The 14,450-nt window shown below is 54.8% G+C and carries 15 protein-coding genes; 11 read left to right on the plus strand and 4 right to left on the minus strand.

The genetic code is table 11. The features are described 5' to 3' along the window. Positions 1-197 precede the first annotated feature (197 nt). The 4 genes from G516_RS0109145 to lipA all read left to right on the plus strand — a co-directional run bounded on the left by G516_RS0109145 (position 198) and on the right by lipA (position 3,408). On the plus strand, positions 198-1,337 hold the full coding sequence (locus G516_RS0109145) for a D-alanyl-D-alanine carboxypeptidase family protein (protein WP_028293399.1): 1,140 nt from the start codon (positions 198-200) through the stop codon (positions 1,335-1,337). 4 nt (positions 1,338-1,341) lie between these two features. Next, positions 1,342-1,644, plus strand: a complete 303-nt coding sequence (locus G516_RS0109150; RefSeq protein WP_036535525.1) for a YbeD family protein — start codon at positions 1,342-1,344, stop codon at positions 1,642-1,644. Then, positions 1,645-2,286, plus strand: coding sequence for a lipoyl(octanoyl) transferase LipB (gene lipB / locus G516_RS0109155; protein ID WP_028293401.1), 642 nt, complete (start codon positions 1,645-1,647; stop codon positions 2,284-2,286). Positions 2,287-2,385: 99 nt separating this feature from the next. After that, complete coding sequence (lipA, locus tag G516_RS21780) at positions 2,386-3,408, plus strand: lipoyl synthase (protein WP_051219168.1); 1,023 nt, start codon at positions 2,386-2,388, stop codon at positions 3,406-3,408. A gap of 92 nt (positions 3,409-3,500) precedes the next feature. On the opposite strand, the gene G516_RS0109165 is transcribed toward lipA, so the two are convergent. The 4 genes from G516_RS0109165 to G516_RS0109180 form a co-directional block, all read right to left on the minus strand. Beyond that, complete coding sequence (locus tag G516_RS0109165) at positions 3,501-3,752, minus strand: YdcH family protein (protein WP_028293402.1); 252 nt, start codon at positions 3,750-3,752, stop codon at positions 3,501-3,503. 92 nt (positions 3,753-3,844) lie between these two features. Continuing rightward, positions 3,845-4,276 carry a thioredoxin TrxC gene (gene trxC / locus G516_RS0109170; protein WP_028293403.1) on the minus strand — a complete coding sequence of 144 codons (432 nt, stop codon included), beginning with the start codon at positions 4,274-4,276 and terminating at the stop codon, positions 3,845-3,847. A gap of 112 nt (positions 4,277-4,388) precedes the next feature. Further along, positions 4,389-6,320 carry a protein-disulfide reductase DsbD gene (dsbD, locus tag G516_RS21785; RefSeq protein WP_084644968.1) on the minus strand — a complete coding sequence of 644 codons (1,932 nt, stop codon included), beginning with the start codon at positions 6,318-6,320 and terminating at the stop codon, positions 4,389-4,391. A 40-nt stretch (positions 6,321-6,360) separates the two neighbouring features. Beyond that, on the minus strand, positions 6,361-7,329 hold the full coding sequence (locus G516_RS0109180; protein WP_028293404.1) for a polyprenyl synthetase family protein: 969 nt from the start codon (positions 7,327-7,329) through the stop codon (positions 6,361-6,363). 323 nt (positions 7,330-7,652) lie between these two features. On the opposite strand from G516_RS0109180, the gene rplU reads away from it, so the two are divergent. The 7 genes from rplU to murJ all read left to right on the plus strand — a co-directional run bounded on the left by rplU (position 7,653) and on the right by murJ (position 14,399). Continuing rightward, positions 7,653-7,964 (plus strand): 50S ribosomal protein L21, encoded by a 312-nt coding sequence (gene rplU / locus G516_RS0109185; RefSeq protein WP_028293405.1) that lies wholly within the window; start codon positions 7,653-7,655, stop codon positions 7,962-7,964. Positions 7,965-8,050: 86 nt separating this feature from the next. Next, positions 8,051-8,308: a 50S ribosomal protein L27 gene (gene rpmA / locus G516_RS0109190; protein ID WP_028293406.1), complete on the plus strand. Its 258-nt coding sequence runs from the start codon at positions 8,051-8,053 to the stop codon at positions 8,306-8,308. Between the two features lie 103 nt (positions 8,309-8,411). Continuing rightward, entirely contained in the window at positions 8,412-9,608 is a 1,197-nt protein-coding gene (cgtA, locus tag G516_RS0109195; protein WP_028293407.1) for an Obg family GTPase CgtA, read from the plus strand. Positions 9,609-9,745: 137 nt separating this feature from the next. Next, entirely contained in the window at positions 9,746-10,891 is a 1,146-nt protein-coding gene (proB, locus tag G516_RS0109200) for a glutamate 5-kinase (RefSeq protein ID WP_028293408.1), read from the plus strand. A 418-nt stretch (positions 10,892-11,309) separates the two neighbouring features. Further along, positions 11,310-12,149 carry a 3-deoxy-8-phosphooctulonate synthase gene (gene kdsA / locus G516_RS0109205; protein WP_036535528.1) on the plus strand — a complete coding sequence of 280 codons (840 nt, stop codon included), beginning with the start codon at positions 11,310-11,312 and terminating at the stop codon, positions 12,147-12,149. Positions 12,150-12,301: 152 nt separating this feature from the next. Beyond that, the gene (gene rpsT, locus G516_RS0109210; protein ID WP_028293410.1) at positions 12,302-12,568 is read left to right on the plus strand and encodes a 30S ribosomal protein S20; all 267 of its coding nucleotides are present in this window, start codon (positions 12,302-12,304) and stop codon (positions 12,566-12,568) included. A gap of 193 nt (positions 12,569-12,761) precedes the next feature. Continuing rightward, complete coding sequence (murJ, locus tag G516_RS0109215) at positions 12,762-14,399, plus strand: murein biosynthesis integral membrane protein MurJ (RefSeq protein ID WP_084644969.1); 1,638 nt, start codon at positions 12,762-12,764, stop codon at positions 14,397-14,399. Positions 14,400-14,450 lie beyond the last annotated feature (51 nt).

The raw sequence follows: 14,450 nt of genomic DNA on the forward strand, positions 1-14,450 counted from the left end.
AGTTGTTCAGAGGGGCCTTAATTACCAATATTACGGTTGCGTGACCATTCTGTTACAGCGGCGACATTCATTTTGTCATTCGTGGCGGCTCGATCGTTATGAATTATGCCGATGGCGCAGCAGAGCGGCCGCTGCAATATTCCACAGCCGGTGCTACAATGCCCGGCTTTCATTCAACCGGTAACATGTTCAAAGCGATGCGTTTATTTGCCAGTTTGATTTTGATGTTTGGTGCTGCCTGTTCTTCGGCAGCTGTGATTGTGCCAAGTGCTCCTGATCTGGATGCCAAGGCCTATATTCTGATGGATGCCCAGAGCGGCGATATTCTGGTCGAGCACAACGCCGACGAGAAGCTGCCGCCAGCCAGTCTGACCAAGATGCTGACCAGCTACATTGCTGCCCACGAGTTGGAGCAGGGCAATGTGACGGACGACACGCTGGTGCCGATCAGTGTCAAGGCGTGGCGCAAGGGCGGTTCCAAGATGTTCGTGCGCGAGGGCACCGAAGTGCCGCTGATCGACTTGCTGCGCGGCATTATCATCCAATCCGGCAATGATGCGTCGGTAGCGGTAGCGGAATACTTCGCTGGCTCTGAAGATGCCTTCGCTGAATGGATGAACCAATACGCCCAGCAAATGGGCATGACCAACAGCCATTTTGTTAACGCCACCGGCTGGCCTGCGGATGATCATTACTCCACGGCCCACGATATTGCCACGCTGGCGTTGCACATCATTAACGATCACCCGGATTACTACGGCCTGTATTCCGAGAAGTACTTTGAATACAACGACATTCGTCAGCCAAACCGCAACAAGCTGCTGTGGCGTGACCCGTCGGTAGATGGTCTGAAAACCGGCCATACCGATGCAGCCGGTTTCTGTCTGGCGGCGTCCGCTGTGCGTGACGACATGCGTCTGATTGCGGTGGTGATGGGTACCCGTAGCGACGCTGCGCGAGCGCAGGAAACCCAAAAGCTGCTGGCGTACGGTTTCCGTTATTACCAGACTCACAAGCTCTACAGCGCCAGCGATGTGCTGGAGCAGCGCAAGGTTTGGTTGGGTGAGCAGGATCAGGTTCAATTGGGCTTGCAGGAAGATTTGTTCCTGACAATCCCGCGCGGCACGGTCGGTGATCTGGACGTGGAACTGCAAACCAATGAATATCTGGAAGCTCCGATTGCTGCTGGCGAAACCATTGGCACCCTGGCCGTCAAAAAAGACGGTGAACTGATTGCCGAGCGTCCTCTGATTGCGGTGAACGCAGTTGAGGAAGCCGGTTTCTTTGGCCGTTTGATGGGCCAGATTCAACTATTCTTCGCGCGTTTGCTGGGGTAACAAAATGGCACTGATTGGCGCAGACGGGAAGCAAGTAGCGGAGCAGGAAGCACCAAAAATTGAATTTCCTTGTGAAAACTACCCGGTCAAGGTGGTTGGCAAGGGTACGGACGATTTCAAGGATCTGATGCTGGAGATCTTTGAAGTGCATGCCCCTGGCTTCGATTATGCCAAGGTGATGGTGCGGGACAGCTCAAAAGGCAATTTCCGCTCCATGACGGTATACATCACTGCAACGGGTGAAGCGCAGCTGAAGGCTCTGCATCAGCAGCTGAAGGACCATCAACTGGTGCATATGGTTCTGTAAATGGCAACCGCTCGAATTCGTCGCCTTGGGCTGGTGGAATACCAGTCCACCTACGACCAGATGGTCGACTACACCGAAAACCGTGATGAGACGTCCCCGGACGAGCTGTGGGTGTTGCAGCATCCCAAGGTGTTTACCCAGGGCCAGGCAGGCAAGGCCGAGCATGTACTGATGCCGGGTGATATTCCGGTGGTGCAGACCAATCGCGGTGGTCAGGTGACCTATCATGGTCCTGGTCAGCTGGTGGTGTATCTGTTGCTGGACATCAAGCGGCTGGGCATTGGCCCGCGTCAGCTGGTGACCGTAATGGAAGATTCCATCATTGAAGCGCTCAAGCATTTTGGCATTGAGTCCGCAGCCAAACCGGACGCGCCGGGCGTTTACGTTGACGGTCGCAAGATTGCCTCACTGGGGCTGCGTATCCGCAATGGCAAAACCTTCCACGGACTGGCACTCAACATAGATATGGATCTGGAGCCTTTTCTGCGCATCAACCCATGCGGTTATGCCGGGCTACAGATGACTCAGGTAAAAAATGAGTCGACAGACCCAGAGGCGGCCAGTTGGCAAGCCGTTGCTGAGCAGTTGGAAAAGCAGCTGATCAAGCAATTGGGTTTCGAAACAGCGGAGGTTTGCGCATAATCCGCGCAATTCCGTCCGGAGCTACCGCTCCGTTCTCAAAGTATCCGAATTAGTGTTCGAGCCACAGTGATCCTGAGGTTCGTCAGGCAGGGGTAACCGATGACAGAAAGAAAGCAAAAAACCATTCAGGGTCAAAAGCTCCGTGGTGCCGACAAGGTAGCGCGTATTCCGATCAAGGTAATTCCAACCGAGGAAATGCCACGTAAACCGGACTGGATTCGGGTTCGTATCCCTGCTACCCCGAAGATTGCTGAAATCAAGGAAAAGCTGCGCAAGCACAAGCTGCACACTGTATGTGAAGAAGCCAGCTGTCCGAACCTGGGTGAGTGTTTTGGTGGCGGTACCGCAACCTTCATGATCATGGGTGACATCTGTACTCGCCGTTGTCCTTTCTGTGACGTTGGTCATGGCCGTCCGAACCCGCTGGATCTGGATGAGCCGAAGAACCTGGCGATTGCAATTGCCGACATGGGTCTGCGTTACGTGGTGATTACTTCGGTTGACCGTGATGACCTGCGTGATGGCGGTGCCCAGCACTTTGCCAACTGCATCACCGAAACCCGCGAGCGTAGCCCGAACATCCAGATTGAAGTGCTGGTGCCGGACTTCCGTGGTCGTATGGAAGTGGCGCTGGATATTCTTGAACAGACGCCGCCAGACGTGTTCAACCACAACCTGGAAACCGTTCCAAGTCTGTACAAGAAGAGCCGTCCAGGCTCTGACTACCAGTGGTCTCTGACACTGCTGAAAGAGTACAAGGCTCGTCGTCCGGATGTGGTGACCAAATCCGGTCTGATGCTGGGCCTGGGTGAAACCAACGAAGAAGTGATTGAAGTGATGAAGGACATGCGTGCCCATAACATCGATCACATCACACTGGGTCAGTACCTGCAGCCAAGCCGTGACCACCTGGGCGTTGACCGCTTTGTTACCCCGGAAGAGTTCAAGGAGTTGGGTGATATCGCCAAGCAAATGGGCTTCAGCCGCGTGACTTCTGGCCCAATGGTTCGCTCTTCCTACCATGCAGACGCTCAGGCGGCTGGTGAGGAAGTGACGGGTGTGTGGGAAGGTCACAACAAGAAGAAAGCTGAAAGCGCCAATCTGATTGCTACTTCTGGCTGATCGTCAGTACGGGCTGGATTGGATGATTAAAAAACGGGACTGATGTCCCGTTTTTTATTGGCTGCTATTTGCGGTGCTGGTCGTTTTGGCGCTCAGGCCGTTGCTGCCGCCTTGCTGAGCATGCTGTACAGCTCATCTTTCAGGGCCACTCGTTGCAGCTTCAGTTGCTCCAGTGCGTCGTTTGAGGCCGCTTCTTTTTGCTCCTCAATGCGATGCACTTCCTTGTCGATCGCCGTGTACTCTTCAAACAGTTTGGCGAAGTGACGGTTGCTGACTTTCAACTCGCTGATTTGCTCGTTGAATTCCGGAAAGTCGTGGTGCAGATCATGTGGTTCAATGCTCATTGAAGCCTCCTGTTCGATTTGCTTTCAGACTATCTTGGACACCTGTTCGATAGCTTGATTCAGGTCACGGCTGTCGATCTTGTCATAAAGCGTCAGGCTTTTTGCAGGGCGGTTGCAATCCACTGCTTCAGTTGCGGTGCCGGTAAGGCGCCGGCCAGTCGGTCCACTTCTTTACCGCCCTTGAACAGAATCAGCGTCGGGATGCTGCGAATGGCGTAGCGCTGGCTGACCAGTTGAGCCTTCTCGGTATCGACTTTGGCAAACCTCAGTTGGTGCTGCATATCACCACACACATCCTTGAAGATGGGTGCCATCATCTTGCATGGGCCACACCATTCAGCCCAGAAGTCTACCAATACCGGTAGTTCGTTTTTGTCGATAAAACGCTGGAAGTCGGCGTCGTTCAGTTCGCTCGGTTGGCTATTGAAGAGTGCCTGTTTGCATTTGCCGCATTGGCCTTGCTGGTTTTGTTTGTCTGCAGGAATGCGATTGATGGCGGCGCAGGATGGGCAGGTGTACAGCATGGGATGCTCCATAAATAGGAAGTATGGAGCTTAAAGTTGGGGTGGTGTGACACGCTTTCAAGCCGCTGCCGGGTTTTATCGGTGTGAGGGCTCGGGTTGTACCTAAAGCCGCTCAGGGCTGGCTGAGCGGGCTTATGTGTTGCAGGAATTCTGCTTTGTCGGCTTCTCCTGCCAGTCGTAATGACGCAAGTTCGGTGCCGTTTTCGTAAAACAGAATGGTCGGAGGTCCGAATACCGCCACGCTTTGCAGGAAGGCAATCTGTTCGTCGGTGTTGTCGGTGACATCCAATTGTACCCAGCGCACGTGGGAAAGCCGCTGTTGCACGTCGGGCTGGGAGAAAATCTCGTCTTCCATCACTTTGCAGCTAATGCACCAGTCGGCGTACAGATCGAGCATCACTGGTTGCTGGCTGTTGTCGATCAGTCGCTTAACCTCCTCGACTGAGTCGGTTTTGAAAAACAGCGACTGCCCGCTGTTTCGCGAGGTATTCGTGTTTGACTCAAAAGCGGTGTTGCTTCCGGTATAGCTTATGGTATTGCCCAATGGCTTGAGCGGGTCGTGGTTGCCTTGCAGGGCGCCCCATGTAGCCGCAATGCCGTAAACCAGAAGTAGCAGGGCAACGCCCTTGATTACGCGTTGTTTGCCGCTGGCAGGCTCCAAGGCGCCCAGTACCACGCCGTAGACCAGTGCCAGAACGCCCCACAACAACAGGACGATTGGCCCCGGCAGAATACGGCTTAGCAGCCAGATGGCGACGCCGAGCAGCAGGATGCCAAAGAACACTTTGATCTGTTCCATCCAGCCGCCAGCTTTTGGCAATACCGAACCACCCGTCGTGCCGAGAATGATCAGTGGCACGCCCATGCCAAGGCCGAGTGCCAGCAAGGCTGCGCCGCCCAGTAGCACATCGCCGGTGGTGCTGAGATAGACCAGTGCACCGGCGAGAGGAGCGGATACGCAGGGAGAAACCACCAGGGCGGATAGCACACCAATCAGGAAAACGCTGGCGATGTGGCCGCCGGATTGTTTCTGGCTGGCGCTGTTCAGGCGATTGCGAAGGGCGCTCGGTAATTGCAGTTCATAGACGCCGAACATGGCCAGCGACAGCAGTACAAACAAGGCGGCAAACAGCATCAGCACCCAAGGGGTTTGCATCCAGGCCTGAATGTTTGCCCCTGCACCTAGCAGGCCCATAACAACACCGGCGGCGGCGTAGGTAATGGCCATGCCGAGCACATAGGTGGTCGACAGCACAAAGCCACGGCGGGCGGATATCTGTTGGTTTTGCCCCATCACAACAGACGTCATGATCGGGATCATGGGCAGCACGCACGGCGTGAATGTCAGGCCGATGCCAAGCAAAAAGAACAGTCCGATGGTGGTCCAGGCGGAGCCTTCAAACCATGAGTTTCGTGGGCTGGAAGCCGTGGTGTTCTGGGTGGCGTTGTTAGAGATGCTGCTCTGGTTGCTGGTGTTTGAGGTGGTTTGGTTGGCTTGTGCTTCAGCTGCGCTGGCCTTGGCTGCAGCATTGGATTTGGCGGCTTCGATGTCAGCAGGCTGAAGGTCGATGACTACCTTTTGAGGTGGGTAGCACAGGCCTGCATCGGCACAGCCCTGATAGTTCAGGGTCGCTGGACCGGCTTTCAGCTGGTCGAGTGGAAACAGCACTTCCAGCGGGCCGTAGTAGGCAATGATGTCACCAAAGGCTTCATCGAACTTGGGTTTGCCTTCAAGGGAAAAGTAACTCGGCAGGTACTTCTGGCCATCTTGCTGCAGGAATATGCGGTGCTGGTACAGGTAGTGCTCGGGGGCTGTATTCCAGTTGGCGACCAACAGGCCGCCGTCGGTTTGGGTATCCAGCGGGAAAGCCTGATCGACTGGCAGAAATTCGGGCTCCTGATCAAACAGACCGGCATGTGCCTGTGATACAAGCAGCAGGCACAGTAGTGTTGCCAGAGTGGCTAGAACACGATTGATGGTTGGACTCGCGTTGAGCGGCCAAAAGGCATGTGCAGAAACCGTTTCAAGGGTTCTCTGACGCATGGTGTACTCCAATCTCGTTATGCGCCGACAACCCGGCGAATCAGTTGGTACGGCTGACCGCAATGCGTGCCAAGGCACGCAAGGCTTCTTTGGCCTCTGAATCGGGCAAAAGTTCCAGTTGCTGTTCGGCCCGTTGGACGCAGTTATAGGCCTGTTGGCGGGTGTATTCCATCGAACCGGTCGCATTTACCACGGCCATGACCTCGTCCATGATGTCCAGACCACCTTTGCGAATCGCCTGTCGAACCAGTTTGCGACCGGCTTCATCTGCGTGCGCCATGGCGTGAATCAGCGGCAGGGTCGGTTTGCCTTCGGCGAGGTCGTCACCAACGTTTTTACCCAGTTCGGCGGCATCGCCTTCGTAATCCAGAACGTCATCGATCAGCTGGAACGCCAGTCCCAGTTCCTTGCCGTACTGGCGCAGGGCTTCCTGAATCTCTTGCGGTGCTTCCAGTAGTGCCGCGGCACCGTGAGTGGATGCTTCAAACAACTGTGCGGTTTTGCCCTGAATCACAGTGTAATACTGTTCTTCGGTGATGTTGGGGTTCTTGACGTTGGTCAGCTGCATCACTTCGCCTTCGGCAATGATGCAGGTGGTGCCAGATAGAATGTGCATTACCTTGAGGTTGCCCAGTTCAACCAGCATCTGGAACGAGCGGCTGTACAGGAAGTCGCCGACCAGCACCGATGGTGCGTTGCCCCACTTGGCGTTGGAGGTTGGTTTGCCACGGCGCATGTCGGAGGTGTCGACCACATCATCGTGCAGCAGCGTGGCGGTGTGCAGGAATTCGATAATGGCAGCCAGTTTCACTGCGCCTTCGTCGCATTTGCCCAGTGCCTGGGAAGCCAGCAATACCATTAATGGACGCACGCGTTTGCCGCCGCTGTTGACGATGTAGTTGGCGATCTTTTCAACCAGCGGTACGCGGGATTCCAGTTGTTCGTTGATCAGGCTGTCGACGGCAGAAAAATCGCGTTGTACCAGTTCCAGTACGTCATTGAGTGACATAGCGGGTGTCATGTCGGCAGGCAAATCAAGTGAAGCAGGCATGGTGTTGTGGTCCCTGAAAAATTGCCGCAAATCCTATGGAGCGGGGCCGTGACTGTCAAGAAACAGCTTATTTCATTGGCTTGCAACGGTTGGCGTGCTGGGGTATAGTCTCGCGCCCCGAATTTGTGCTCCCTGCCATATGGTAACCAGAGCGTTCCCAGTAGAAGCAGGTTCGTCATGATCGTTGCCACCGGCAAGCCAGATCATACGCCAAGTAGCCGAATCGGACAGTCATCAGGGTTGAATTCGTCCCCTGGTATTTCGAAAAAGCGGAGAACATTATGTACGCTGTAGTAGCAACTGGCGGTAAACAGTACCGTGTAGAAGAAGGTCAGACCCTGAAAGTTGAGAAACTGGAAGTGGCTACTGGCGAAGCTGTTGAACTGGACAAGGTTCTGCTGATTGGTAACGGCGATGACGTTAAAATCGGCGCTCCTGTTGTTGAAGGCGCTAAAGTGACTGCTGAAGTCGTTACTCACGGTCGTCACAAGAAAGTGAAGATCATGAAGTTCAAGCGTCGTAAGCACCACATGAAGCAAGCTGGCCACCGTCAGTGGTTCACCGAGCTGAAGATCACCAGCATCGCTGGCTAATCCGAATTCTTTAAAGATTAACTACAAGGGATCTGGTTTTTGAAACGCCCCGGGGCGGCCAGAACCCTTTGCAGAGGAGCTATTCCATGGCACACAAAAAAGCGGTAGGTTCTACTCGTAACGGTCGCGATTCCGAAAGCAAACGCCTTGGCGTCAAGCTGTACGGCGGCCAGGTTGCCAAAGCAGGCGCCATCATCATTCGTCAGCGTGGTACTGCTACTCACGCTGGTGACAACGTTCGCGTTGGTCGTGACCACACTCTGTTCGCCACCGTTGAAGGTGTAGTGAAGTTCGAGGTTAAAGGTCCTAACAACCGTAAGACCGTTAGCGTTGTTCCTGCGTAAGCTGACTTTTATCAGTCAGTAGACGCCGTTATTTAAAAAATAACGACAAAGCGCCCTGGCTGTTCGCAGTTGGGGCGTTTTTGTTTGTTTTCAGGGGTTGTAAATGAAGTTCGTTGACGAAGCACGAATCTCTGTTGAAGCGGGAAAAGGCGGCAATGGCTGTTGTAGCTTTCGTCGCGAGAAATTTATCCCGAAGGGTGGTCCCGACGGTGGTGATGGTGGTGACGGTGGTTCCGTCTACCTCGAAGCCGACGAGAACATCAACACATTGATCGATTTCCGCTACACCCGTCGTTACCGTGCTCAAAACGGTGAGGCGGGTTCCAGCCGTAACTGTACGGGGGCCAAGGGTTCAGACGTTGTTCTGAAGGTGCCGGTTGGTACCACGGCGATTGATGAAGATACCGGTGAAACACTGGGTGACCTGACTGAAATTGGTCAGCGCCTGATGGTGGCTCATGGCGGTTACCACGGTTTGGGTAACACCCGTTATAAATCGAGTGTGAACCAGGCACCACGCCAAACCAAGCCTGGTCAGCCGGGCGAGTCCCGTAACCTGAAGCTGGAGCTGAAGGTGTTGGCGGATGTTGGCCTGTTGGGTTTGCCAAATGCTGGTAAGTCGACCTTTATCCGTGCGGTATCGGCAGCCAAGCCAAAAGTGGCGGATTACCCGTTCACAACGCTGGTGCCAAACCTGGGTGTGGTATCCATCGAACAGCATCGCTCGTTTGTGGTGGCTGACATTCCGGGATTGATTCCGGGCGCATCTGAGGGTGCCGGTCTTGGTGTTCGCTTCCTCAAGCATCTGGTGCGTACTCATTTGATGCTGCACATTGTCGATATGGCGCCGCTGGATGATGCCGATCCGGCAGACTGTGTTACTGCGATTGCCGATGAGCTGGAGCACTTCTCTCCGGCGTTGGGTCAGCGTGACCGCTGGTTGGTGTTGAACAAGCTGGATATGCTGCCAGAAGACGAGCGCGAAGAAGCCTGTCAGAAAATCATCGACAAGCTGGGCTGGGAAGGCCCTGTGTACCGGATTTCTGCACTCAACCGTGAAGGCACCTTCCAATTGAGCTGTGATATTCAGGAATACATCGAAGAGCGCCGTGAGCGTGCGCTGGAAGATGAAGAGTTTGCCCAGCAGTTGCTGGACGAGCGCGAGCAGGTGGAAGTCGAGGCCCGCGAGCGTATTGAAGAACTGGAAGAAATTCGCCGTGCCGAGCGCGCTGCGCGTCGCGCTGCGTCGGAAGACGATGACGACGACTACGATGTCGAAGTAGTATACGTTCAGGAATGATTTCAGCAGTTTTGTGCATCAGCCCCGCATTGCGGGGCTGATTGCTTTTGGCTAAACCGCCGGTATTTACCGGTCCGCTAACCGGCCTGACATGACAGGCTTTCCCGCAATCAGGGTTTTTGGGAACTCACCATTCAATGACATCCGCAGTCGATCAGTACCGACAAAACAGACAGCGCCTTGCCAGAAAAAAGCGCTGGGTGATCAAAATTGGCAGTGCCTTGCTGACCAATGATGGCCAGGGATTGAATATCGAAGGTATGCAATCCTGGGTCGATCAGATGGCACAGTTGCAGCAGCAGGGGCATGAAGTCGTCCTGGTTTCATCCGGCTCCATTGCCGCTGGTATGACCAAGCTGGGATGGCCCGAACGACCGGATGAGGTGCATCAGTTACAGGCCGCTGCGGCGGTTGGTCAGATGGGGCTGGTGCAGGCCTACGAAACCGCGTTTGGCAAGCATCAGCGAGCCACTGCGCAAGTGTTGCTGACTCATGATGACCTCAGCAATCGTACCCGTTACCTGAATGCCCGTGGCACGCTGCGTACCTTGATGCGTTACGGTGTGGTGCCAATCGTCAACGAAAACGACACCGTGGTGACCGACGAAATCTGTTTTGGTGACAACGACACTCTGGGTGCTTTGGTTGCCAATCTGATTGAAGCCGATGTGCTGGTGATTCTGACCGATCAGGACGGCTTGTTTACCGCTGATCCGCGTTCCAACCCTGACGCCGAGTTGGTGTTGGAAGGGCGAGCTTCTGATCCGCAATACGCTGATATGGCTGGCGGTGGTGGTCGTTTGGGTCGTGGTGGTATGACGACCAAGATCCGTGCGGCGACGCTGGCTGCGCGCTCTGGAGCGGATACCGTGATTGTTGGTGGTCGCATTGATGATGTGCTGACCCGGCTGCGCAACGGTGAGCTGATTGGCACCTTGATGCTGGCGGACCAGCACCCGGTGGCTGCGCGCAAACAGTGGATTGCTGGTCACTTGCAGGTCCGTGGTGAGTTGATTCTGGATGATGGCGCAGTGCGAGCGTTGAAAGATGGCCACAAGAGTCTGTTGCCGATTGGTGTGACGGCGGTGAATGGTCGTTTTGAACGTGGTGAGGTGGTTGCCTGTCGCGATACCCGTGGCAAGCTGATTGCCAAGGGGTTGGTGAACTATTCCCGCTCCGAGGCCGTCAAAATCCTCCGCACGCCGAGCTCTGGTCTGGAAGCTGCATTGGGTGTGGTGTCTGAGCCGGAAATGATCCATCGTGATAACCTGGTGATGATGTAGGTTAGGGACCCTCTGAATAACTCAGTGCCCGCTCTGGATGACGGGGCGACGCTGAATCACGAAGCTGATTTGCAGGCCTGACGGGTCAAGTCAAAAATCAGCGACACAGAGTCAGCAATGCCCTGTCTTCCCCGTTGGGCGCGGCCTGCAGGCCGCCATAACGGCGTTGGCGAATTTGGAAAGGACTGGCCATTACACTGCATTCGCCGCCTTGTTCTGACACCCTGTAGGACTCGCGCACGACTGCATGGATGCAGGAGGTAGGGCGAAGCAGGAAGCCAGAGCCGAGAGCTGTGTAGAGTTATTCAGAGGGTCCCTAGCTTGAGCCACCGTTGGAATAACTTATACTCCGACAGCTTGCTGGGTGTTCAATGCATCTGATGGGCTGTTTTTATTTTTGGAATCTCTGAGGACGACGATGATTGAATCCGTAAAGGTTGGTGAACTGGACGTCAGCAACAACAAGCCGTTCACTCTGTTTGGCGGTATGAACGTGCTGGAAAGCCGTGATCTGGCGATGAAAATTTGTGAAACCTACATTGAAGTGACCAGTAAACTGGGCATTCCGTACGTGTTCAAGGCATCGTTCGACAAGGCCAATCGCTCTTCCGTTACCTCCTACCGTGGTCCGGGCATGGAAGAAGGTTTGAAGATCTTTGAAGAGATCAAATCGACCTTCAATGTGCCAATCATCACCGACGTTCACGAACCTTACCAGGCGGCTCCGGTTGCCGAAGTGGTTGACGTGATTCAGTTGCCAGCGTTCCTGGCCCGTCAGACCGACCTGGTGGTTGCGATGGCTGAAACCGGCGCTGCAATCAACGTTAAAAAGCCACAGTTCCTGGCACCGCACGAGATGCGTCATATCATCAAGAAGTTTGCCGAAGCCGGTAACGAGCGCGTGATGTTGTGCGAGCGCGGTTCTTCTTTCGGCTACAACAACCTGGTGGTTGATATGCTGGGTATGGACGACATGAAAGTGATGGCGCCGGTGGTATTTGATGCCACTCACGCCTTGCAGCGTCCGGGCGGTCGTACCGATTCTGCCGGTGGTCGTCGTCAGCAGGCCTTCGAACTGGCTCGCTCCGGTATGGCGCTGGGTCTGGGTGGTCTGTTTATTGAAGCGCATCCAAACCCGAACGAAGCCAAGTGTGACGGCCCATGTGCACTGCCGCTGGACAAGCTGGAGCCGTACCTGGCCCAGATGAAAGCCGTGGATGAGTTGGTGAAGTCATTCGACAAGGTTGTGATCGACTGATCGATTGGCTGTCGACGCCGGACGCCGATTTGATTGGTGCTAGTGCTTGACAGTTGATGAATGGGTCGGGATAATCTCGGCCCTATTTCTCAGGTGGCCTGCATTTTGTCTGGCGCCTTTATCAAAACGAACCCAATTTTGAGGAGCCGACTGTGGCAAATTCTGCTGGTTCTCGTAAACGCGCCCGTCAGGCTATCAAGCGTCGTGCTCGTACCGTAGCTCTGCGTTCCATGGTGCGCACTTACATCAAGAAAGTACACGCTGCTGTAGCCACTGGTGAATACGATCAGGCACAAGCTGCTCTGGTTAAAGCACAGCCTTACATCGACAAGATGGTTAACAAGGGTATCCTGCACAAGAACACTGCTGCACGTACCAAGAGCCGTCTGAACTCCAAGGTTGTATCTCTGAAAGGTTAATTCTTTCCGGGACGCCAAAAAAAGCCCGCCCTGTTCGCAGTGCGGGTTTTTTTGTGTCTGCCTGAAACAGGCTGTGTACCATTTCATAGCATCTGAAAGGCCAAAGCAGTTGAGGGGCCAAAACAGTTAAGGGCCAGGGTGGTTAAGGGTCAGACAGCTGAAAGGGCTAACGAAAAGCGAACGAGAGCAAATAATGACGACAGGGAAACCGGATAGCGCCGGGGAATCCGCCAACACGGAAACAGAGCAGGCGACAGACAAGACGACGAACAAGGCGGCAAAAGCCCCGTCATCAGGCGGCAGCCTGCTGAAATCATCGTCCATTGTTAGCGTGCTGACCTTGTTGAGCCGGGTGTTGGGCCTGGTGCGTGACGTGGTGGTGGCGCAGTATTTTGGTACTCGCATCGATCCGTTTTTGGTGGCCTTTAAAATTCCCAATTTCTTCCGTCGCCTGTTTGCGGAAGGTGCGTTTTCCGTCGCTTTTGTGCCGGTGCTGAGTGAGTACCGCACCCAGCGCACATTGGCAGATGTGCAAATGCTGGTGTCGCGGGTATCCGGGGCGTTGGGATTGTCGATCCTCGGCCTGACGGTTGTGGCCTTGTTGTTTGCCGACTATTTGCCCTGGTTGTTTGCGCCAGGCTTTGCCCAGGACCCGGCCAAGTTCGCCCTTACTGGCGACCTGTTGCGTATTACCTTTCCTTATTTGCTGTTTATTGCCCTGACGGCTTTTGCCGCCGGCGTATTGAACAGTTATGGCCGCTTTGCGGTGCCAGCGTTCACGCCCGTGTTGCTGAACGTCACGCTGATCAGCGTCACCTTGTTTGGCACCGACTGGTTTGATGAGCCTCTGTTTGCGCTGGCCTGGGGGGTGTTCTTTGCCGGTTTGATTCAGCTGCTGTTCCAGTTGCCGTTTTTGTTGCGTCTGCGCTTGCTGGTGATGCCGGTGTACGACCGCAAGGACGAGGGCGTTCAGCGGATTGTAAAACTGATGATTCCGGCCTTGTTCGGGGTGTCGGTCAGCCAGATCAACCTGCTGTTGGATACCGTGCTGGCGTCTTTTCTGGAAAGTGGCAGTGTCAGCTGGCTGTACTATGCCGATCGCCTGAATAACCTGCCGCTGGGGATTTTTGCCATTGCGATCGGGGTGGTGATTTTGCCGTCGTTGTCCAGCAAGCATTCTGCCAATGATACCGGCAGCTTTGCCAAAACCCTCGATTGGGCCCTGCGGATGGTCTTGCTGCTGGCGGTACCGGCGGCGCTGGCGTTGATGGTATTGGCCAAGCCGCTGATGGCGACCATTTTCTATCACGGCGAAATGACAGCCTATGACGTTGAGCAGATGAGCGTGGCCCTGCAAGCCTATGCGTCCGGGTTGCTGGCCTTTATGTTGATCAAGGTGTTGGCGCCGGGGTTCTATGCCCGTCAGGACACCAAAACCCCGGTCAAAATTGGCATTCAGGCAATGGTTGTGAATATGGTTTTCAACCTGTTGCTGGTGTTCTCGTTTGCCCATGTTGGCCTGGCGATGGCGACGGCGATTTCCTCGTATTTCAATGCCGTGATGTTGTACTGGGTATTGCGCCGCGAGGGTGTGCTGTCGCATCAGGCGGGTTGGCTTGGCTTCGGCTGTAAGTTGTTGCTGGCCAATGGTGTGATGGTTGGCTTGATCTATTGGCTGATGGGTGATGCCGCCGTCTGGCTGGATATTACGTCAAGCCAGCGCATCGTGCAGATGGCGATACTGGTGATTGCCGGAGCAGGGGCCTACGCCGTTACGCTGATTGCGGCGGGTTTGCGACCTCGCCACTTGAAAGGCTCACTTTTCAACTGAGCCACGACGCTCAGGTGCTGTACGGGCCTGATGCATCAGTGTGTTTGCGCC

The organism is Oceanobacter kriegii DSM 6294 (genome assembly GCF_000422845.1).
In the GTDB taxonomy this organism is placed as follows: domain Bacteria; phylum Pseudomonadota; class Gammaproteobacteria; order Pseudomonadales; family Oceanobacteraceae; genus Oceanobacter; species Oceanobacter kriegii.